Here is a 20,947-nt window from a genome sequence, read left to right on the forward strand (position 1 = left end):
GGGGCCGGTTTTACCCCATTTCGCACTGCCCGGCGCAATCGATTGGTTACGCGGTGATTGATGGACAGGACAAACAGGAAAGCTATGAAATCTACTAAAAAAACGCCAGCCGAACAGCGTGCTGCGAGAAGGCGCTGGCTTAACTCTCACGATACGGGTTACCACAAAGCGATGGGTAACCGTCAGGTACAAATGATCGCCATTGGCGGCGCTATCGGTACCGGTCTGTTCCTCGGTGCCGGCGCGCGTCTGCAGATGGCCGGTCCGGCACTGGCACTGGTGTATCTGGTGTGCGGTATCTTCTCCTTCTTTATTCTCCGTGCGTTGGGCGAGCTGGTTTTGCATCGCCCTTCCAGCGGCAGCTTTGTTTCGTACGCGCGTGAATTCCTCGGGGAAAAAGCGTCCTACGTCGCGGGCTGGATGTATTTCGTTAACTGGGCGATGACCGGTATCGTCGATATCACCGCGGTGGCGCTTTACATGCATTACTGGGGCGCGTTTGGTGATGTGCCGCAGTGGGTATTTGCGCTGGGCGCGCTGGCGATTGTCGGCACCATGAACATGATCGGCGTGAAGTGGTTCGCCGAGATGGAATTCTGGTTCGCGCTGGTGAAAGTGCTGGCCATCGTGGTGTTCCTGATTGTCGGCGTGGTGTTCCTCGGCAGCGGTAAACCGCTGGACGGCAACACCACCGGCTTCCATCTGATCACCGACAACGGCGGGCTGTTCCCGCACGGTTTGCTGCCGGCGCTGGTGCTGGTGCAGGGCGTGGTGTTTGCCTTCGCCTCGATTGAGCTGGTGGGCACGGCGGCGGGCGAGTGTAAAGACCCGAAAACCATGCTGCCGAAAGCCATCAACAGCGTGATCTGGCGTATCGGTCTGTTCTATGTGGGCTCCGTGGTGCTGCTGGTACTGCTGCTGCCGTGGAACGCCTATCAGGCCGGTCAAAGTCCGTTCGTCACCTTCTTCTCCAAACTGGGCGTGCCCTACATTGGCAGCGTGATGAACATTGTGGTGCTGAGCGCGGCGCTGTCGAGCCTGAACTCGGGCCTGTACTCTACCGGACGTATTCTGCGTTCAATGTCGATGGGCGGCTCGGCGCCGCAGTTCATGTCGAAGATGAGTAAGCAGCAGGTGCCGTACGCCGGTATCCTGGTGACCATCGGCGTGTACGTGATCGGCGTGGTGCTCAACTACTACGTTCCGTCACAGGTGTTTGAGATCGTCCTGAATGTGGCGTCGCTGGGGATTATCTCCTCGTGGGCGTTCATCGTGGTGTGCCAGATGCGTCTGCGCAAAGCCATCAAAGAGGGCAAAGCGGAAGATGTCAGCTTTAAGCTGCCGTGGGCGCCGGTTACCTCGTGGCTGACGCTGCTGTTCCTGGTGAGCGTGCTGGTGCTGATGGCGTTTGACTACCCGAACGGTACTTACACCATTGCTTCAATTCCGCTGATTGCCGTGCTGCTGGTGCTCGGCTGGTTTGGCGTGCGTAAGCGCGTGCAGGCGGAGGCGATGAAAGAGCACGAGCATCATCATGACGATCAGGATGATGCGGCGCCTAAACTGGCGGAAGACAACGCGCGTTAATCGCAGCGATGCTCACCTGCGGGGGCCAGTCGGCCCCCGTTTTTATTTCAATTCTCCTTCTCTTGATCCCGCATCGGGAATTACACCTTTCGGGTGATATAGCCCTTCATAACCTCAGGTTATTTTACGCACCATCTCTACATCCCCGCATTGAGGTGAGCCGATGGCGCTGTCGCGACGTGAACTCTTTACCGGGCAGCGCGTCATGCCTGCCGGCGGTATCGCGTTGCCGTGGTGGCGGGGAGAGAGCGGCTGTGACGGCTGCGCCCGCTGCGTACAAGCCTGCGAGAGCGGCATTATCCGCATCGCCGCTGGCGAAGCGCCGCAGCTCGACTTTCTGCAGGGCGAATGCACCTTTTGCGCCGCCTGTGCCGATGTCTGCCCGCAGCCGCTGTTTCAGCCGCGCGACACTGAACCTTTTAGCCGGCGCATCCGCATCGACAGCCGCTGTATCGCTTTTCTTGGCGTTAACTGTCGCAGCTGCCAGGAGAGTTGTGAGCAGCAGGCGATCCGTTTTCGCCTGATGCCCAACGGCATCGGCCAGCCGGAAATCCTTCCGCAACACTGCACTGGCTGTGGCGCCTGTATCGCGCCGTGTCCGGTCTCAGCCACAGGACTGCATCATGACGAATAACGACAGCTGGCACGTATGTGGCCTGGTGATTCAGGCACGTCCGACCGCGATCGCGGCGGTGCGGCAGGCGCTACTGAACTTTGCCGACAGCGACATTGCGGCAGAAGATGCGGCACGCGGCACGCTGGCGCTAACGCTGGGCGCGGCCGACAGCGCCACGCTGCTGAGCAACATTGAAGCCACCCGCAACATCCCGGATGTGCTGGCGGTATCGCTGGTTTATCACCAGCAAGACGAAATTGAAGAACCCTGTAAGGAAGCATCATGAACCTGAGTCGTCGTGATTTTATGAAGGCCAATGCGGCGGCTGCTGCTGCAACGGCTGCTGGTCTCACCATTCCGACCGTGACCAAAGCGGCCACCAGCCTGGCTGAGCCGATTCGCTGGGAAAAAGCGCCGTGCCGGTTTTGCGGCACCGGCTGTGGCGTGCTGGTCGGCACGCAGAATGGCCGCGTGGTCGCCTCGCAGGGCGATCCGCAGGCGGAGGTTAATCGCGGTCTGAACTGCATCAAAGGCTACTTCCTGCCGAAGATCATGTACGGCAAAGATCGTCTGACCCAGCCGCTGCTGCGCATGACCGACGGCAAATTCGATAAGAACGGCGAGTTCACCCCGGTAAGCTGGGATCAGGCGTTCGACATCATGGAAGCGAAGTTTAAGGCGGCGCTGAAAGCCAACGGCCCGGAATCGGTCGGCATGTTTGGCTCCGGCCAGTGGACCGTATGGGAAGGTTACGCCGCATCAAAGCTGATGAAAGCCGGCTTCCGCACCAACAACCTCGATCCGAACGCACGTCACTGCATGGCGTCTGCGGTGGTGGGCTTTATGCGCACCTTCGGTATGGACGAACCGATGGGCTGCTACGATGACATCGAGCAGGCCGATGCGTTTGTGCTGTGGGGATCGAACATGGCCGAGATGCACCCGATTCTCTGGTCACGCCTTACCGCGCGGCGTCTCAGCAATGACAACGTCAAAGTAGCGGTGCTGTCGACCTATCGCCACCGCAGCTTCGAGCTGGCCGATAACGCCATCGTCTTCACGCCGCAGAGCGATCTGGCGATCCTCAACTTCATCGCTAACTACATTATTCAGAACAACAAAGTCGATAAAACCTTCCTGCAGAATCACGTCACGCTGCGTAAAGGCGTGACGGATATCGGCTACGGTTTGCGCCCGACCAATCCGCTGCAGGCGGCGGCGAAAAATCCGGACAACGGCGAGTCGACGCCAATCAGCTTCGATGAGTATGCGAAATTTGTCGCGGAATACACGGTGGAAAAAGCCAGCGCCATGAGCGGCGTAGAGCAGGATCAGCTGATCGCGCTGGCGGAGCTGTACGCCGATCCGAACGTGAAGGTGGTCTCTTACTGGACCATGGGCTTCAACCAGCATACGCGCGGCGTGTGGGCGAACAACCTGTGCTACAACATCCACCTGCTGACCGGCAAAATTTCCCGTCCGGGCACCGGACCGTTCTCGCTCACCGGCCAGCCATCGGCCTGTGGCACCGCGCGTGAAGTGGGCACGTTTGCGCACCGTCTGCCAGCCGACATGGTGGTGAACAATGACAAACACCGCGCTTTAGCTGAAAAACTGTGGAAGCTGCCGCAGGGCACGGTGCCAGCCAAAGTCGGTCTGCACGCGGTGGCGCAGGATCGCGCGCTGAAAGACGGCAAGCTGAATGCCTACTGGGTGATGTGCAACAACAACATGCAGGCCGGGCCGAACCTGACGCAGGAGCGCATGCCGGGCTGGCGCGATGCGCGCAACTTTGTGGTGGTATCCGACCCGTATCCGACGATCAGCGCCCTGTCTGCCGACCTGATTCTGCCGACGGCGATGTGGGTAGAGAAAGAGGGTGCCTATGGCAACGCCGAGCGCCGTACCCAGTTCTGGCATCAGCAGGTGAAAGCGCCTGGCGAGGCGAAATCGGATCTGTGGCAGCTGGTGACCTTTGCCAAACGCTTCCGCGTTGAGGACGTGTGGCCAGAGGCGCTGATTGCTCAGCAGCCTGAGCTGAAAGGCAAAACCCTGTACGACGTGCTGTATGCCAACGGCCAGGTGAATCAGTTCCCGCTGAGCGAAGTGGCCGACGACCGCCTCAACGATGAAGCGCGTGAGTTCGGCTTCTATATTCAGAAAGGCCTGTTCGAGGAGTATGCCAGCTTTGGCCGCGGTCACGGTCACGATCTCGCACCGTTCGATACCTATCACGAGGCGCGCGGTCTGCGCTGGCCGGTAGTGGACGGCAAAGAGACGCGCTGGCGCTATCGTGAAGGTTTCGACAGCTACGTGAAAGCCGGTGAGGGGGTACGTTTTTACGGTAAGCCGGACGGCAAAGCCACCATTTTTGCCCTGCCGTACGAGCCGCCAGCGGAAGCGCCGGATGCCGAATACGACCTGTGGTTCTGCACCGGTCGCGTGCTGGAGCACTGGCACACCGGCACCATGACGCGCCGCGTGCCGGAACTGCACCGCGCGGTGCCGCAGGCGCTGCTGTATATCCATCCGCTGGACGCCAAAGATCGCGGTTTCCGTCGCGGTGAGAAGGTGCGCGTGGTATCGCGTCGTGGCGAAACCCTCGCCACCGTGGAAACGCGCGGGCGTAATCAGCCGCCGCAGGGGCTGGTATTTATGCCGTTCTTTGATGCCGGCGTGCTGGCCAACAACATCACGCTGGACGCCACCGATCCGCTGTCGAAGCAGACCGATTACAAAAAATGCGCCGTTAAGCTGGTGAAAATCTGAGGCAGGATGCAATGAAACCTTTTATCACTCTTGTAACCGTTGCCGCCCTGATGCTGGGCGGCGTGGTGTACGCTAATAACGGCGTCGATCTCAATCAGTCACCGGAAGTGACGGCAACGCAGCAGGGCACCATTCATCAGCCCAAAGAGCAGAGCCGCAAGCCGCTGAACTATGTTAATCAGCCGCCGGTGATCCCGCACAGCGTGGAGGGCTACCAGGTGACGAAGAACGTGAACCGCTGCCTGCAGTGTCACGGCACCCAGAGCTATCTGACCACCGGCGCGCCGCGCGTCAGTCCGACGCACTTTACCGACCGCGACGGCGTGGTGAGCAGCACGGTATCGCCGCGTCGCTACTTCTGCCTGCAGTGTCACGTGCCGCAGACCGATGCCAAACCGGTGGTGGAAAACACCTTTAAGCCGGCTGACGGCTTTGGGCAGTGAGGTGGCGATGAAACAGAAACTTTTACGTATCTGGCGCTGGTGGCGACGCCCCAGCCGTCTGGCGCTCGGCACGCTGCTGATTCTTGGCTTTGCTGGCGGCATCATCTTCTGGGGTGGTTTTAACACCGCGATGGAGATGACCAACCGCGAGCAGTTCTGTATTGGCTGTCACGAAATGCGCAACAACGTCTATCAGGAATATATGCAGACGGTGCACTACAACAACCGCAGCGGCGTGCGCGCCACCTGTCCGGATTGTCACGTGCCGCACGAGTGGGGGCCGAAGATGATTCGTAAGATCCAGGCGAGTAAAGAGGTGTACGCCAAGATCTTCGGCCTGATTGATACGCCGCAGAAGTTTGAAGAGACGCGTATCGAGCTGGCGCAGAACGAGTGGCGCCGGATGAAGAACAACAATTCGCAGGAGTGTCGTAACTGCCATAACTTCGATTATATGGACTTCACTGCGCAGAAAACGGTCGCCGCCAAAATGCACAGCAAAGCGGTGCAGGACGGACAGACCTGTATCGACTGCCACAAAGGCATTGCCCACCATCTGCCGGATATGAAAGACCAGCCAAACGGTTTCTAATCGCGACCCTGGCCGCGCCTGCCGGTGCGGTATCAGGGTTTTCGTGCCGACCGGTTGATACAGCCGCAAACCACACAACATCGTAGCGGCGCGATTTATCGCGCTAAGTTAATCACTGCACAGCTGCCCGGATGCGCACTGAATGGCGCCGCTACGACACGTGCTATGAAGGTTGAAAAGGCGTAATGCTCAACTGACAGCCTTACGCCATCGCAGGCAACCTGCTCCACAATTCAGATAGTTTTCCCTGCGGCTTCGGCCTATTATCTCAGGCTCCCTCAGCTACGCAGTGGAGCGGCTATGTCGTTAAAGATCAACATCATCAAAGATAAGTTGTTGTCTGATAATTATTTCATTCTGCGCAACTATACCTACGAACTCACCCGCAGCAACGGCGACGTGGTACGTCACAAACGTGAAGTCTATGATCGCGGCAACGGCGCCACCATCCTGCTCTACAACCGTGAAAAAAACAGCGTGGTGCTGATTCGTCAGTTCCGCATCGCGACCTATGTTAACGACAACGCCAGCGGTGAGCTGATTGAAACCTGCGCCGGACTGCTGGATAACGACACGCCGGAAGATTGCATCCGTAAAGAAGCGGTGGAAGAGACCGGCTACCAGGTTGGCAAGGTCGAGAAACTGTTTGAGGCCTACATGTCTCCAGGCGGCGTGACCGAACTGCTGCACTTTTTCGCCGCTGAATACAGCGATGCGCAGCGCGCTAACGACGGCGGCGGCGTGGAAGATGAAGAGATCACCGTACTCGAGCTGCCGTTTCCTCAGGCGCTGGCGATGGTGAAAGAGGGGCGCATTCGCGACGGTAAAACCATTATGTTACTGCATTATGCGCAGCTGATGGGCTGGTTGCAGGCATAACCGCGGCGGTAATTCGCAGGGCCGGCACGAATGCCGACTCTGCCGATGCCGGGGCGCAATGCATTGCGCCACTACGCCATGTGCGTTGTTTCCGGGGCATTTAACGGCGTCACTTCACACTCCGGATGAGCCTGCATGCGCGCCAGCGCTTCGGCGTAGGAGGGCATGGAATTGGCCGCGCCGGAACGCTCGACGCACAGCGAGGCAAACGCCGCTGCAAACAGCGCCGCCTGCGGTAACGCATCGCCGGACGCCAGGCGCGCCGCCAGCGCACCGTTGAAGGCATCGCCGGCACCGGTGGTGTCGAGCGGCTGGGCAGGAAACAGCGGAATACGCAGCTGCTGCTCCGCGCTGGAGAGCAGGGCGCCCGCGGTGCCAAGCGTAATAATCACCTGACGCGCGCCCTTACGGTGCAGCACTTCGGCGGCGCGCTGCGCGCTGGCAAAATCGGTCACTTTTATCCCGCTCAGCTGCATCGCTTCGGTGCTGTTGGGCGTTAACAGATCCACCTTAGCCAGCAGCGCATCGCTGACTTTCTGCCACGGTGCCGGATTCAGAATGACAAACGTGCCGCCGGCACGCGCGTTGTCGATCATGCGCTGAATGGCGCTGAGGTTGTTCTCCAGTTGCACCAGCAGAATATCGGCGGCAGCCACGGTGGGCTGACAGCGCGCCACTTCGGCCGCGGTCACGGTGGTATTTGCGCCGGGATAGACCGATATCATGTTCTCGGCATCATCGCCCGCCACGTAAATCAGCGCGTTGCCGGTGGGCTTCTCTTTACAGGTGAACAGCGTAATGGCGTCGAAACCGGTCTTCTCCAGATGGCGACGGGCAAACGTGCCAAAATCGTCATTACCCACCTTGCCGATATAGTGCACGCGCGCCCCGGCGCGCAGCGCGGCGGTGGCCTGGTTGGCCCCTTTGCCGCCTGGCCCCATCATGCTGTTGTGCGCCGTGAGCGATTCGCCCGGCAGGGGGAAACGGTTCATCACCGCCACCACGTCGAGGTTGAACGAGCCAAACACACACACTTTTCCTTTCATTGCGCGCTCCTGAACAGCCGTTCTGCGGCGAGGCAGGCGCCGCGACAGCCGGTGTGATCGGTGGATTGACTGAAGATGATTTTCAAACCATCCCGCGTGGCCGGCGGCCGTAAATGCTGCTGAATCTGGCTGCGCAGCTGCGCCAGCGGGAAATCTGCCATCGCCAGCACGCCGCCGCCCAGAATCAGGTACTCCGGATCGAGAATGTTCATCTCGGTGGCGATCAGCTGCGCCAGACGCTGCACAAACGCCTGCAGCGCCGGGTCAGAACCGTGATGGGTAAACAGCGCCGACATCGGCGTTTGCGCCGCATTGGCCTGCGCCCAGTGGCTTAACCAGTGGCCGGAGGTCACGGTTTCCGCGCAGCCGTGGTTGCCGCACGGGCAGGGCAGCGCGTTACCGGCCACCGGCACGTGGCCGAGTTCACCGGCTCCGCCATGTTGACCATGGTAGAAGCGGCCGTTGATCCACAGGCTGTTGCCCATGCCGGTGCCAGGATACAGACCTACCGCATTTTCCGGCAGCTGCTCCAGCTGCATTAAATCCCACAGCATCAGATGGTTAACGTCTTTATCCATCGCCACTGGCACGCCCAGTCGTTCACTCAGCAGCGCCGCTACCGGCTGATGATCGAGCGCCTGAATGAACGGCAGTGAAATCACCTGCTGGCGATCGCGGCTGAGAATGCCCGGCAGGCCGAGCATTACACCGCTGACTGGCTGCTGCTCCAGCGTTTCCGCAATCAGCTGCCCGAGTGCGGCCAGCGCATCGGGCTGCTGCGCCCAGCTGGCGGTGGGCACTTTACGAAAGCTGCTCCAGATGCGGCCTGACTCCATCAACTGCAGACGAGTGCCGGTGCCGCCAATGTCGATACCGAGCCAGCGTGTTGTCATGCCGACACCTGCGCCAGGCCCTGCGCTTCATCAATGCTCTCACGCATCATGTTCCACGCGGTGGCGAGGTCTTCGTGAATGTTAAACAGGCCGGAGGTGCCGACAATCAGCACTTCGGCACCGGCACCGACCAGCGTGTTGTAGGTGCGCGTATTACAGGAACCGTCGATCTCAATCAGGTAGCGGTGGCCGTGCGCCTGCTTCAGCGCCTTCAGCTCCTGCACTTTCTGCACCATCTCCGGAATAAACGGCTGACCGGCATAGCCAGGGTCCACGGTCATCACGGTGATTTTATCCAGCAGATGAATGTAATGATGGATAAAGGAGACCGGCGTGGCCGGGTTGAGCACCACGCCCACTTTTTTGCCGTAGCTGCGAATCAGGTTAATCACGCGGAACGCATCACGATTGATGGTTTCAGCGTGCGGGCAAATGTAATCGGCGCCGGCATTGGCCACCGCTTCAATAAAGTCGGTCGGCTCTTCCACCATCAGATGCACATCGATCGCCACCTGGGTATGCGGGCGGATCTGCTCAATAAAGAACGGCGACAGGGTGATGTTTTTAACGTAGTGACCGTCCATGATGTCGATGTGCAGGAAGTCAGCGCGGGAGTCCAGCACGGCCAGCTGGTGCTTGATCTCCATCAGATTCATACACATCAACGACGGGGAGACTTGAATACGCATCATACTTCCTTTTTTTCGGTCAGAGGATTAAGCGCCGCGGCCAGTTTGCTGAGCCTGACGGCACGGTGATCGTTAAAGCGCGCTTTGAGTTGTTTGAAGGCCAGCACCACCACCAGCACGGCACCCCACATCGCCAGACTGACGTGCTGGCTGATGTTCATCAGGTTGAAGCCGGTGGAGAGCACCTGCAGCGCAATCAGCGCCAGCACCACGCCGGTCACGCGGCCAAAACCGCCGTTGGGATCGGTGCCGCCGAGAATGATGGCCAGTACGGTCAGCAGCAGGTAGGCATCACCGTAGCCCATGCGCGCCGAGTTAAAGCGCGCCATCATGATCAGGCCGGCCAGCACGCACAGCAGGCTGGAGATGACGTACACCAGCATCACCATACGGTGGGTATTGATGCCGCTGAACCAGGTGGCGTTGATGTTGCTGCCGCCCATGTAGATGCATTTGCCGGCGCGGGTTTTGCCGAGGAACAGCGCCAGCAGCGCGGCGGCAACCAGGAATACCCACAGCGGCAGCGGCATGCCCAGCAGTGTGTCTGAGCCGAGCGACTGCACCACCGGCGGCATACCGCTCACCGCCGCACCTTTGGTCAGCCAGATGCCGATGCCGTTGAGCGTCATCATGGTGGCCAGCGTCACCAGAATCGGGTGCGCGCCGATGCGCGTTACCATCACGCCGGTGATCACGCCAATCACGGCGGCAATCACCATCGCGCCGACGATAGCGATAAACAGCCACAGCAGCTGCTGACCGGTACCGGCATCAGCGGGCAGGGCGCTCATCAGGGTCCAGGCGATGAACAGCGCCGTCAGGTTGGCGGTGGCGATGATGGCGAGGTTCAGGCCGCCGCTGAGGATGGCGATAAACATCGCCAGCGTTAACAGGCCGAGCTCCGGCAGCTGAAACGCCATGCTCATAAAGGTCGAGTCGGTGAGAAAGCGGCCTGGCAGCATGACGCTGAAGGTGGCCAGCGCCAGCGCAATTAACAGCATCAGGCCGATGTTGGTGCCGTCCGGCCGCAACGCAGAGAGAGATTTCATGGTGATGGCTCCTCCCGTCAGACGAAACTGACGTCGGTTTCTTTACGTTTTTTGTAGTGGGTGACGGCAATCGCCACCATAATCGTGCCGCCGACCACAATGTTCATGAAGTAGTTGGAGACGCCGATCAGATTGAGGCCGTTTTTCAGGATGGCGATCAGGAATACGCCCATCAGCGTGCCGCTGACCGTGCCTTTGCCGCCCATCAGGCTGGCACCGCCCAGCACCGTTGCAGCCAGCACATCCAGCTCACCGCCCACCAGCGCGTTCGGCACCACTTCGCCCATGCGGTATACCTGCACCAGTCCGCCAATCGCCGCCATTGCCCCGAGCCAGCCGTAGGCAAAGACGTGAATCAATCCCACGCGGATGCCAATGCGCCGCGCCGATTCCGCATCGCCGCCCACCGCATACAGCTGGCGGCCCAGGTTAGTTTTGTTGAGCAGCAGCGCGGTGAGCCCGGCAATCACCAGCATGATCGTCAGCGGTAAGCCAATCTGAAAACTGTTGCCCTGTACGCTAAACGGCAGCACGCTACGCAGGGTGATCCACCAGTCCGGCAGCGAGTAGAGGCTTTTGCCGCCGGTAACCCACATCAGCAGACCAAACAGCAGCGACTGCATACTGATGGTGATGATGATCGACACCACGCGCAGCGAGATGATCAGCAGGGCGTTGATCACGCCAAACAGCGTGCCACAGACGATAGCCAGCAGAATGCTGAGCAGCGCGTTATCAAACTGGAACTGCACAAACAGCGAGGCGATCAGGTATTGCACCACCGACGCCACGGCGGCGAAGGAGATATCGATACCGCCGGTCACCAGCACCACAAACAGGCCGAGGGCGAAAATGCCGGTAACGGCATAGCTTTCCGCCAGATCCAGCAGGTTCTGCACCGTCAGGAACTGATCGCTGGCCAGCGAGAAGAACACCATGAAAGCCAGCAGCACCCAGGCGAGCCAGCCCTGGCTGGAGTGCGGACGTAAACGAGAAAAATCAGGCATTAATCACCTCCGCCAGCTGTTCCTGCGCCACGGTATCGGGTTGGTATTCGGCATGGATGGTGCCGTCGCGAAAGTGCAGAATGCGGTCGCAGTTGTACCAGACCTCCGGCACTTCGTCGGAAATCAGGATGATCGACAGTCCCTCTTTCGCCAGCTCGTGGATCAGCTGATAGATGCTGGCCTTGGCACCGACATCCACGCCGACGGTCGGCGAGTCGAGGATCAGAATGCGCGGCTGGGTCAGCACCCATTTCGCCAGCACGATTTTTTGCTGGTTGCCGCCGGACAGGGTAGAGATCGCCAGGTTGGGATCGGCCACGCGCACGCCGAGCTGCTGAATCCACTGCAGGATCAGCTTGTTCTTGCGGTATTCGTCGATCAGGTGGAAACGGTTTTTGCAGCTTATCGAGGATCGGCAGCACCATGTTGTCGGCCACCGATTGCTGCTGCACCAGGCCGAGCGTCAGGCGATCTTCCGAAACGTAGCCGATGCCGGCTTTGATGGCGTCTTCGTGCCCGCGAAAACGCACCGGCTTGCTGTCGAGCCAGATTTTGCCGCTGTCCGGTTTGGTCATGCCAAACAGCGACAGCGCCAGTTCGGTGCGGCCGGAGCCGAGCAGGCCGCACAGGCCCAGCACTTCACCGGCGTAGAGTTTGAAATTGACGTCATGATACTGACCGGCGCGCGTCAGCTTCTCCACTTCGAGAATCGCCCGATCGGCGTTGCGCGTTGGCGCTTTTAACTGGTAGTCGAGCTTCAGGCCGGTCATCAGTTCGGTCAGGTGATGCGGCGTCATCTCCCTGGCTGGCCAGCAGCCCATCTTGCGGCCGTCGCGGATCACCGTCACGCGATCCGAAATCTCCAGCACTTCATCCAGCCGGTGACTGACAAACACCACACAGATGTTTTTGTCTTTCAGATAGCGCACGGTGCGCAGCAGCTGATTGACCTCGGTACGCGTCAGCGACGCGGTGGGTTCATCCATGATCACCAGTCGTGCATCGGCCACCAGCGCGCGGCAAATCGCCACCTGCTGGCGCTGGGCAATCGACAGCGCAGCGACCTTCTCATTCAGATCAAGGTCAAACTTCAACTCATCAATAATGCCGCGCGCGGTGTCACGCAGCCGGGCCTGACGGTGCCAGCCGAGCAACCCGTTGAGGTTATGCTCAAAAGCGATGTTCTCCGCCACGCTCAAATTGGGGAACAGCGACAGATCCTGGTAAATCACCTGGATACCGAAGTCGCGCGCCTGACGGGTGGTCAGACGCGGGAAACTCTGGCCGTCGCCGAGGGTAATGCGGCTGCCACTGTCCGGGGCGTGCACCCCGGAAATGACTTTAATTAAGGTGCTCTTGCCACAGCCGTTGGTGCCAGCGAGACAGTGCACTTCGCCGGCCAGCAGGGTCAGCGAGATATCGCTCAGTGCGCGGTTGCCACCAAATGTTTTCGACAGGTTGTCGAGCGCAATCAGCGTCTGTGGAGTGACCTCTTGCATGTTACAGCCCCATTTTCACCAGTTTTGGCAGGTTCTCTTTATCGAGACTTTCGGTGTTGTTACCGAGAATGGTGTGCGTCGCCTCATCCACCTTCACTTTGCCCAGCCCTTCAATGGTCATGCCGTCGGTGATCGGCTCTTTTTTCTCCATCATGTCGGCGATACGCACAAATACTTCACCGGCGGTCTGCGGATTCCAGATATAGCCGCCCTTGATAGCACCGCGCTGTACCAGCGACGCGCCCTGGCCCGGGCTGAAGGCACCGATGACGCACACCTGATCGATCTTGTTGCGGTTCATGACCGCGCGGCCGGCGCCAATCGGTCCCTGTGAACCAAAGGCCATAATGCCTTTCAGATCCGGATATTTAGACATCAGCTCGTTGGTGGTGCGGATGGAGTCATCCAGCGATTCGCCGACGCCGAACTTGTCGGTCACCAGCTGCATCTTCGGATAGTGCTGTTTCTGGTAGTTGAGCGCGGCGTCGGTCCACTCCTGATGCAGTGGCACCGTCAGGCTGCCAACATACATGGCGTATTTGCCTTCTTCGTGCATGCATTTCGCCAGCGCTTTCATATGGTTGATACCGTGGGTCGGCGCATCGACCAGCTCGAAATCCCAGTTAGCGTTTTTCTGGCCGGGCGATTCGTGGGTAATCACCATGATTCCGGCTTCACGCGCGCGCTTCAGCACTGGCTCAAGCACTTTCGGGTCGTTTGGCACCACGCCGATGATGTCGACCTTCTGCGCAATCAAATCTTCAATCGCGCGCACCTGCAGCGCCGGGTCAGCGGCGGTTGGCCCGACCATCCACGCGTCGATGCCGCGTTTTGCCGCTTCACTTTTGATGCCCGCTTCCATGGCGTTGAACCACGGAATACCGCCAATTTTTACCACGATGCCCATGCGGATTTTGTCAGCGGCCTGCGCGCCAGCGGCGGCAAACAGGGCAAGCAGAGAACAGGCGATAAGATGTTTTTTCATAAAGACTCCGGATTAATTTTTTATTAGCTGCATCGAATGGCTGCGTTGCGAGCAATCAATAATATTGACGCCGTTCCACGCCAGTTCTTGTTCCAGCTCTTTGTCTTTTAATTGGTCAGTGATGAGAAAATCCACATCGCGGTAGTGACAAATACGCGCGAATGAGGGGCGCAGAAATTTACTGCCGTCCAGCAGCAGATGTTTTCTTTCTGCCGCTAACAACATTTGCTGTTTTAAATGTGCGTTGTTTTCGTTACCTTCGCGTAAATAACCGTCATTGCCCAAACTGCTGCAGGAAAAAAAGATCTTATTGATCTGAAATTCCCGTAGCGGCTGCTCTGCGACGACGCCGTGGAAATCTTCATAACGGTCAGAATATTCTCCACCCAGGCAGATGGTGCGGATACTGCCGCGCGCTGCAAGGGTCTGGACGATTCTGATAGAATTGGTTAACACCGTTAATTCAATATCCGGTAGCTGTCGTGCCAGATACCAGCAGGTGGTACTACTGTCGAGTAATAAACAATCACCGGGGCTGATAAAATCGAGCGCTCGTTTGGCTATCGCCATCTTGGCCTCGACGTTTTCATTCATGCGCTGGCGAAAAGATAATTCATACTCGTTAATACCGCGTGTATTTCCCTGAATGTTGGCGGCCTGTCGTTTGGCTGGTACTGCACCACCGTGACTGCGCTGTAATACGCCACGTTTCTCCAGCTGCGTTAAATCACGGCGAATAGTTTCCTGCGAAACCTGACACAGCGTGACTAATTCAGCGACAATGACCCGACCATTTAAATTAAGCTCGTCAATAATTCGCTGCTGTCTTTCAATCGGCAACATGACTTCCCTCCGATGGCTATAAATTACTGGATGCCGGAATGTGAAAATGTGGGCTGGGCACGAGTCCGCAGCGACCAACTGGCCCGGCGACATTAAGGTGATTTTCATTGGATTTTTTATGTAAATGAGATCTCTTTATTTCAGATTTGAGTGATCGCATTCACATAAATGCGCGTTATTACGCGAGGGAATGAGAGAGTCCATGCACAGCGTTGACGCTCTGTCAGCACCATAGCATGACCGCTTATGACCGTTTATGTGTATTTGACCGTTTTGTGAAGGGGGTAAAAATTGTCCGACGAATCCGATTGAGCAGAAATCAGCCGCACCGGATGATGGAGCTGTTGCGCTATTCCACACAGATCGCCCATAAGGCGACGGCTTTTTCAGCAGTTAACTTCGCTTTTCAGGCCACTTCACAGTTTCGGCCTGATGACCGCGCATGCATTGCGCTATCATTTTCTTTCCAGGAATCGGGGATCGTTTTTTTTCATGTCGTATTGGATGAAGTCGCTGCTTTTATTGCCCTTTCTGCTGATCGCCAGCGTACAGGCCGAGCCGCTGCAAAAGTCGTTTTCCGACTGGCAGATCACCTGCAATAACGCGGCGTTCTGCGTGGCACGCAGTTTTCCTGGCGATAATGGCCTGGTGATGACGATTTCGCGTCACGCCGGGGTCAACGATCGGCCACTGCTGCGCATTGATTACGGCAGCGCCTATAGCGGTGCATTGCCGGGCGCGGCGCTAAAAGACAACCTGCTGCTCGACCAGCGTCGCCTCAATCCAGACCTCAAACACTGGACGGTGGAGCCGCACCATCTGGCCACCAGCAACGCCATCGCCATCGACGAATTTCTCGCCCAGACGCTGGATGCCAGCAATTTACAGCTCACCTATAAAGCCAGCGCCAGTATTCCGCTGCGCGGTATGAAAGCGGCGCTGCTGCTGATGGATGACGTACAGGGGCGGGTTAACGGGGCCAGCGCCTGGGTAAAGCGCGGTGATCGCGTGCAGTGGGATGTGCCACCGCCGCCCTCAATTCCGCAGCTGCCGGCACCACTGTCCGCACCCGCGCCGCTAACGCAGCAGGAAACCACCGGCCTGATCGATTACGGAACCTGGCGCGTCAATACCGATAACTGCTCGCTCGATCCGCTGCGGCGGGAAGTCAGCGTTGCGCCACTCACCGACAGTAAAGCGCTGCTGCTGATAAGCTGCGAAACCGGTGCCTACAACGTGATCGATCTGGCGTTTGAAGTCACGCGCAGCCAGCCGTATGTGTCGCGCGGCATCACGCTCAACCTGCCGTTTACCCCGCCGTCGCGCACTGATAATCAGCTGGAGCTGGTGAACGCCGAGTTCGATGCCAGTAACGGCCAGCTGTATACCTTCAGCAAAGGGCGCGGTCTGGGCGACTGCGGTGTGGCCACACGCTGGCAGTTTGATGGTAATGCTTTCGTGCTGGCGGAGTATGCGGAAGAAAAGACCTGCGACGCCTGGCATAGTAGTGATGACTGGCCCACCCTCTGGGTCACTCAGTAATCCCCGTCATCCTTCGTACTGCAGGGGCGTTGGCTGCGGCTGCTCACCCCGGTCACTTACCTGAGTAAGCTCCCGGGGATGCCCATCCTTGCCGCCTTCCTGCAGCACGAATGATTTAGGGGAGGGTTCGCAGCAAGAAATCACTAGCTGTTGGTCAAAGGCTTAGCGAATATTGCCGATCATCATCGGTGATCCCGTCTGGTTGCCCACCAGCTCAGCCAGCATGTTGTTGACGCCATCGCTCATCGGGGTGAAGCGGGTCAGCGGCGAGCGCGTCACGACCACAAATACGCCGACGTTGTGCTGTGGCACCATCGCCATGTAGGTGATGAAGCCGCCGCCGCCGCCGGTTTTCTGAATGATGCCCGGATGGCCCGCCTTCGGTGCCATGTAAACCCAGCCCATACCCAGCGCGTCGGCGCGTCCCGGTACATCCATGCCTTCCACTTTGGTCAGCTGGTCGCGGCGGTAAATCAGCGTTTGCAGCCGATCAATCTGCGGCGTGCGGTGAGAGACTGCCGAGTTGAGGAACTGCTGCATCCAGCGTCCCATATCGTCCGGCGTGGAATACACGCCGCCGCTGCCGATGGCTGCCAGCGTGTTATTGCACGGGCTGGCCCCTTTTTCGGCAATCATCAGGCGCTGACACTGGTCCGGTGATGGCGTGAAAGTGGTGTCCTTCATGCCGAGCGGACGCGTCACCAGCTGCTGCAGCAGTGCCGGATAAGGCATACCGGCGGCTTTGGCCAGCGCGTCGCCCAGCAGATCGAAGGCGAGGTTGGAATAGGCTGCCTGCGTGCCTGGCGCGGCTTTTAGCTGCGCACCGCGCAGCCACTGCCAGCGATCCGCTTTGGTTGGCCAGACAAACACCGGACGATGCGGTTTGCCACCCGGCTGTTCACGCGGCAGGCTGCTGGTGTGGGTGGCGAGATTGATCAGCCGAATCGGCTGGCCGTTGTACGTCGGTACGCGGGCGCCCGGCGGCGCGTATTTGCTCAGCGGATCGTCAAGACGAATCTGGCCGCGCTCGGCCATCTTCACCATCACTTCGCTGGTCATCAGTTTGCTCAGCGAGGCGATACGGATCAGTGAGTCCTGCTGTGGGCGCACGTTATTGCCGGGACGGGTTTCGCCGAAGCTGGCGAACACGCGCTGGTTACCGTCAATTGCCACCAGCGCCATGCCGGTCGCACCGCTGCCATAAAAGATGTGTTCTGCATAGCGATCAACAATCTGCGAGGCCAGCAGCGGATCGGGCGATACCTGCGCCGCGCTGGTAAAGGGCAGCACGGCAACCATTAAGGCCAGTAAAAAAGGAGTACGTTTTTTCAACGGGAAAGCGTCCGCTATAGGAATCGGAGGAAAACCTATAGTAATCAGTTTGCGCAAAGCGGGAAGGGGGCGGGGCGGATTTTTTTCTGTATCAGGCTGTGAAATAAAACGGCCCTCTCCCGGCAGCGGGAAAGGGCCAGACACTCAGGCAGGCTTAAGCAGCGATTCGGCGTGGCTCACCACGTTCTCAACGGTAAAGCCAAAGGCCGGGAACAGCTTGCCGGCTGGCGCCGATTCGCCGAAGGTGGTCATGCCGACAATTTTGCCGTCGATGCCGACGTATTTGTACCAGTAGTCGGCAATACCGGCTTCAACCGCCACGCGCGCGCGCACGGTGGAGGGCAGCACCGATTCACGATAGGCCACGTCCTGTTTATCAAACACGTCAGTGCTCGGCAGCGACACCACGCGCACCTTGTGGCCGTCGGCGCTGAGTTTCGCTTCGGCGCCCAGCGTGATCTCCACTTCGGAACCGGTGGCAATCAGGATGACGTCCGGCGTGCCGTCACAATCCTTGAGGATGTAGCCACCGCGCGCGATGTTCTCTACCTGTTGCGCGCTGCGCTCCGGCTGCAGCAGGTTCTGACGCGACAGAATCAGCGCGGTCGGACCGTGATGGCGCTCAATCGCCGCTTTCCACGCTACGGCGGTCTCGACCTGATCGCACGGTCGCCAGGTGCTGAAGTTTGGCGTCACGCGCAGGCTGGCCAGCTGTTCAACCGGCTGGTGCGTCGGGCCATCTTCGCCCAGACCAATTGAGTCGTGGGTGTAGACCATAATCTGGCGCGCTTTCATCAGGGCGGCCATGCGCGCTGCGTTACGCGCGTATTCGACGAACATCAGGAAGGTGGCGGTATAAGGCACAAAACCACCGTGATGCGCGATACCGTTGGCAATCGCCGTCATGCCAAATTCGCGTACGCCGTAATGAATGTAGTTACCGGCGTGATCCTCTTTGATCGGCTTCGAACCGGACCAGATGGTGAGGTTGCTGGGCGCGAGGTCGGCGGAACCGCCGAGGAACTCCGGCAGCAGTTTACCGAAGGCTTCCAGCGTGTTCTGTGAGGCTTTGCGGCTGGCGATTTTCTGCGGGTTAGCCTGCAGATCGCGAATGAACTGGCTGGTTTTGTTTTCCCAGTCAGCCGGCATTTCGCCCTTCAGGCGGCGGCTGAATTCGTCCGCCAGCTGCGGATGTGCCTGCTGATAAGCCGTGAACTTCTCTTCCCAGGATTGCTCCTGCGCGGCCCCGGCTTCTCTGGCATCCCACTGCTGATAAATATCCTGCGGGATCTCGAACGGACCGTAATTCCAGCCGAGCTGTTTACGCGTCAGCGCCACTTCCTCTTCGCCCAGCGCGGCCCCGTGCGACTCCTCTTTGCCGGCTTTGTTTGGCGAGCCAAAGCCGATTACCGTGCGGCAGATGATCAGCGAAGGCTTGTCGGTGACGCTTTGCGCTTCTTTGATGGCCGCCGCGATGGCGTCCGGATCGTGGCCGTCGATGCCTTCGGCGCTGCCCACCACGTGCCAGTTATAAGCTTCAAAACGCTTGTGGGTGTCGTCGGTAAACCAGCCTTCGGTTTCGCCGTCGATGGAGATACCGTTGTGATCGTAGAAGCCAATGAGTTTGCCGAGGCCCAGCGTGCCGGCCAGCGAACAGACTTCGTGTGAGATGCCTTCCATCAGACAGCCGTCGCCCATAAACACATAGGTAAAGTGATCGACGATATCATGGCCCGGCTGGTTAAACTGGGCCGCCAGCGTGCGCTCGGCAATCGCCAGACCGACAGCGTTGGCCAGCCCCTGGCCGAGCGGGCCGGTGGTGGTTTCAACGCCCGGCGTGTAGCCAATTTCCGGGTGGCCCGGCGTTTTTGAGTGCAGCTGGCGGAAGTTTTTCAGCTCTTCCAGCGGCAGATCATAGCCGGTGAGATGCAGCAGGCTATACAGCAGCATCGAGCCATGCCCGTTAGACAGAATGAAGCGATCGCGATCCGCCCAGGCCGGGTTGGTCGGGTTGTGCTTCAGGAAGTCGCGCCACAGCACTTCGGCGATATCAGCCATGCCCATCGGCATACCTGGGTGGCCGGAATTTGCTTTCTGTACCGCATCCATGCTCAGGGCGCGGATCGCGTTAGCCAACTCTCTGCGTGAAGACATAGGGTTCTCCCTTGTAATTGGGCAAAAGCGGACGGGCCGCAACCCGTCCGGCAGAAGGTGAGTTCAGGATTACAGGCGGGCGGCCAGCACGTCTTCCAGCTTCTGCTGGTCGACGGCAAACTGGCGGATACCGTCGGACAGTTTCTCCACCGCCATCGCATCCTGGTTATGCTCCCAGCGGAACTCCGCTTCGGAGAGCGGTGCCGGCTGGTGGAAGCCCTCGGTTGATGGCTCCAGTTTGCGCTCCACCGGCGCTTCGCTGTTGGCCAGCTCTTCCAGCAGGTTCGGGGAGATGGTCAGGCGATCGCAGCCGGCCAGTGCCACAATCTGCTCCACTTTACGGAAGCTGGCACCCATGATGACGGTGTTGTAACGGTGCTTTTTGTAGTAGTCGTAAATACGACGCACCGATTTAATGCCCGGATCTTCGTCGACCACATACGGGTCGAGCGGTTTGCGCGTGTTGTACCAGTCGTAGATTCGGCCGACAAATGGCGAAATCAGGAACACGCCGGCTTCGGCACAGGCGCGCGCCTGGGCGAAGGAGAACAGCAGCGTCAGGTTACAGTTGATGCCGTTCTTCTCCAGCTCTTCCGCCGCTTTGATGCCTTCCCAGGTGGACGCCAGTTTGATCAGAATACGTGAGCGGTCGATGCCGTTCTCTTCATACAGGCGGACCAGTTTCTCCGCTTTGGTCACACACATGCCACGATCGAAAGAGAGGCGCGCATCCACTTCGGTCGAAACACGGCCCGGTACGCTTTTCAGAATTTCCATACCGAGGTTGATCGCCACTTTATCGCTGGCGTTGATGATTTGCGTCTCTTTGCTGCCGCCCTGTTTTTTCGCGTACTCAATGGCGTCATCAATCAGGTGTTTGTAAGCGTCGAGGCCGGCAGCTTTGAGGATCAGAGATGGGTTAGTAGTGGCATCTTCCGGATGGTAATGGCGAATGGATTCGATATCGCCGCTGTCCGCCACCACGGTGGTGAACTGTTTTAATGCATCTAGCTGGTTCATCG

19 protein-coding genes and 1 pseudogene are annotated in these 20,947 nt (G+C 58.8%); 9 read left to right on the forward strand and 11 right to left on the reverse strand.

Annotation, left to right across the window (positions count from 1 at the left end; genetic code table 11):
* Nucleotides 1-84 precede the first annotated feature (84 nt).
* From ansP to nudK, 7 genes are all read left to right on the forward strand, one after another.
* Entirely contained in the window at nt 85-1,587 is a 1,503-nt protein-coding gene (gene ansP, locus C1N84_RS05495) for an L-asparagine permease (protein ID WP_031279802.1), read from the forward strand.
* A 163-nt stretch (nt 1,588-1,750) separates the two neighbouring features.
* Nucleotides 1,751-2,221: a ferredoxin-type protein NapF gene (gene napF / locus C1N84_RS05500; RefSeq protein WP_021508050.1), complete on the forward strand. Its 471-nt coding sequence runs from the start codon at nt 1,751-1,753 to the stop codon at nt 2,219-2,221.
* On the forward strand, nt 2,211-2,489 hold the full coding sequence (locus C1N84_RS05505) for a chaperone NapD (RefSeq protein ID WP_021508051.1): 279 nt from the start codon (nt 2,211-2,213) through the stop codon (nt 2,487-2,489). Before napF ends, C1N84_RS05505 begins: the two co-directional genes overlap by 11 nt.
* Nucleotides 2,486-4,972, forward strand: coding sequence for a nitrate reductase catalytic subunit NapA (gene napA, locus C1N84_RS05510; RefSeq protein WP_104188635.1), 2,487 nt, complete (start codon nt 2,486-2,488; stop codon nt 4,970-4,972). Before C1N84_RS05505 ends, napA begins: the two co-directional genes overlap by 4 nt.
* Before the next feature lie 11 nt (nt 4,973-4,983).
* Nucleotides 4,984-5,415 (forward strand): nitrate reductase cytochrome c-type subunit, encoded by a 432-nt coding sequence (napB, locus tag C1N84_RS05515; protein ID WP_058758336.1) that lies wholly within the window; start codon nt 4,984-4,986, stop codon nt 5,413-5,415.
* A 7-nt stretch (nt 5,416-5,422) separates the two neighbouring features.
* Nucleotides 5,423-6,007: a cytochrome c-type protein NapC gene (gene napC, locus C1N84_RS05520; protein ID WP_058758337.1), complete on the forward strand. Its 585-nt coding sequence runs from the start codon at nt 5,423-5,425 to the stop codon at nt 6,005-6,007.
* A 300-nt stretch (nt 6,008-6,307) separates the two neighbouring features.
* Complete coding sequence (gene nudK, locus C1N84_RS05525) at nt 6,308-6,886, forward strand: GDP-mannose pyrophosphatase NudK (protein WP_021508055.1); 579 nt, start codon at nt 6,308-6,310, stop codon at nt 6,884-6,886.
* Nucleotides 6,887-6,957: 71 nt separating this feature from the next.
* Here the strand turns inward: nudK and rbsK are convergent, their stop codons facing one another.
* From rbsK to C1N84_RS05565, 8 genes and pseudogenes are all read right to left on the reverse strand, one after another.
* Nucleotides 6,958-7,932 carry a ribokinase gene (gene rbsK / locus C1N84_RS05530; protein ID WP_104188633.1) on the reverse strand — a complete coding sequence of 325 codons (975 nt, stop codon included), beginning with the start codon at nt 7,930-7,932 and terminating at the stop codon, nt 6,958-6,960.
* Nucleotides 7,929-8,825 carry an allose kinase gene (gene alsK, locus C1N84_RS05535; RefSeq protein ID WP_132464807.1) on the reverse strand — a complete coding sequence of 299 codons (897 nt, stop codon included), beginning with the start codon at nt 8,823-8,825 and terminating at the stop codon, nt 7,929-7,931. Before alsK ends, rbsK begins: the two co-directional genes overlap by 4 nt.
* Entirely contained in the window at nt 8,822-9,514 is a 693-nt protein-coding gene (alsE, locus tag C1N84_RS05540) for a D-allulose 6-phosphate 3-epimerase (protein ID WP_031279804.1), read from the reverse strand. Before alsE ends, alsK begins: the two co-directional genes overlap by 4 nt.
* Nucleotides 9,514-10,563: an ABC transporter permease gene (locus C1N84_RS05545; protein WP_021508059.1), complete on the reverse strand. Its 1,050-nt coding sequence runs from the start codon at nt 10,561-10,563 to the stop codon at nt 9,514-9,516. The genes alsE and C1N84_RS05545 overlap by 1 nt, the downstream gene beginning before the upstream one ends.
* 17 nt (nt 10,564-10,580) lie before the next feature.
* A complete protein-coding gene (locus tag C1N84_RS05550; RefSeq protein ID WP_264442308.1) occupies nt 10,581-11,570 on the reverse strand; it encodes an ABC transporter permease in 990 nt (329 codons plus the stop codon).
* Nucleotides 11,563-13,069: pseudogene (locus C1N84_RS05555) on the reverse strand (sugar ABC transporter ATP-binding protein). Before C1N84_RS05555 ends, C1N84_RS05550 begins: the two are co-directional and overlap by 8 nt.
* A 1-nt stretch (nt 13,070) precedes the next feature.
* On the reverse strand, nt 13,071-14,054 hold the full coding sequence (locus C1N84_RS05560; RefSeq protein ID WP_159378607.1) for a substrate-binding domain-containing protein: 984 nt from the start codon (nt 14,052-14,054) through the stop codon (nt 13,071-13,073).
* A 12-nt stretch (nt 14,055-14,066) separates the two neighbouring features.
* Nucleotides 14,067-14,897 carry a DeoR/GlpR family DNA-binding transcription regulator gene (locus C1N84_RS05565; protein ID WP_021508063.1) on the reverse strand — a complete coding sequence of 277 codons (831 nt, stop codon included), beginning with the start codon at nt 14,895-14,897 and terminating at the stop codon, nt 14,067-14,069.
* Between the two features lie 236 nt (nt 14,898-15,133).
* Between C1N84_RS05565 and C1N84_RS05570 the strand changes: the two genes are divergently transcribed.
* The gene (locus C1N84_RS05570; protein WP_141496611.1) at nt 15,134-15,499 is read left to right on the forward strand and encodes a hypothetical protein; all 366 of its coding nucleotides are present in this window, start codon (nt 15,134-15,136) and stop codon (nt 15,497-15,499) included.
* Complete coding sequence (locus C1N84_RS05575; RefSeq protein ID WP_159378606.1) at nt 15,390-16,439, forward strand: DUF1176 domain-containing protein; 1,050 nt, start codon at nt 15,390-15,392, stop codon at nt 16,437-16,439. The genes C1N84_RS05570 and C1N84_RS05575 overlap by 110 nt, the downstream gene beginning before the upstream one ends.
* 162 nt (nt 16,440-16,601) lie before the next feature.
* Here C1N84_RS05575 and ampH read toward each other — a convergent pair whose 3' ends face one another.
* The 3 genes from ampH to tal form a co-directional block, all read right to left on the reverse strand.
* Complete coding sequence (gene ampH / locus C1N84_RS05580; RefSeq protein ID WP_104094120.1) at nt 16,602-17,771, reverse strand: D-alanyl-D-alanine-carboxypeptidase/endopeptidase AmpH; 1,170 nt, start codon at nt 17,769-17,771, stop codon at nt 16,602-16,604.
* 144 nt (nt 17,772-17,915) lie between these two features.
* Nucleotides 17,916-19,925 carry a transketolase gene (tkt, locus tag C1N84_RS05585; RefSeq protein WP_058758343.1) on the reverse strand — a complete coding sequence of 670 codons (2,010 nt, stop codon included), beginning with the start codon at nt 19,923-19,925 and terminating at the stop codon, nt 17,916-17,918.
* A gap of 69 nt (nt 19,926-19,994) precedes the next feature.
* Entirely contained in the window at nt 19,995-20,945 is a 951-nt protein-coding gene (tal, locus tag C1N84_RS05590) for a transaldolase (RefSeq protein ID WP_394541781.1), read from the reverse strand.
* Nucleotides 20,946-20,947 lie beyond the last annotated feature (2 nt).

This window comes from Pantoea sp. SGAir0418, assembly GCF_043529865.1.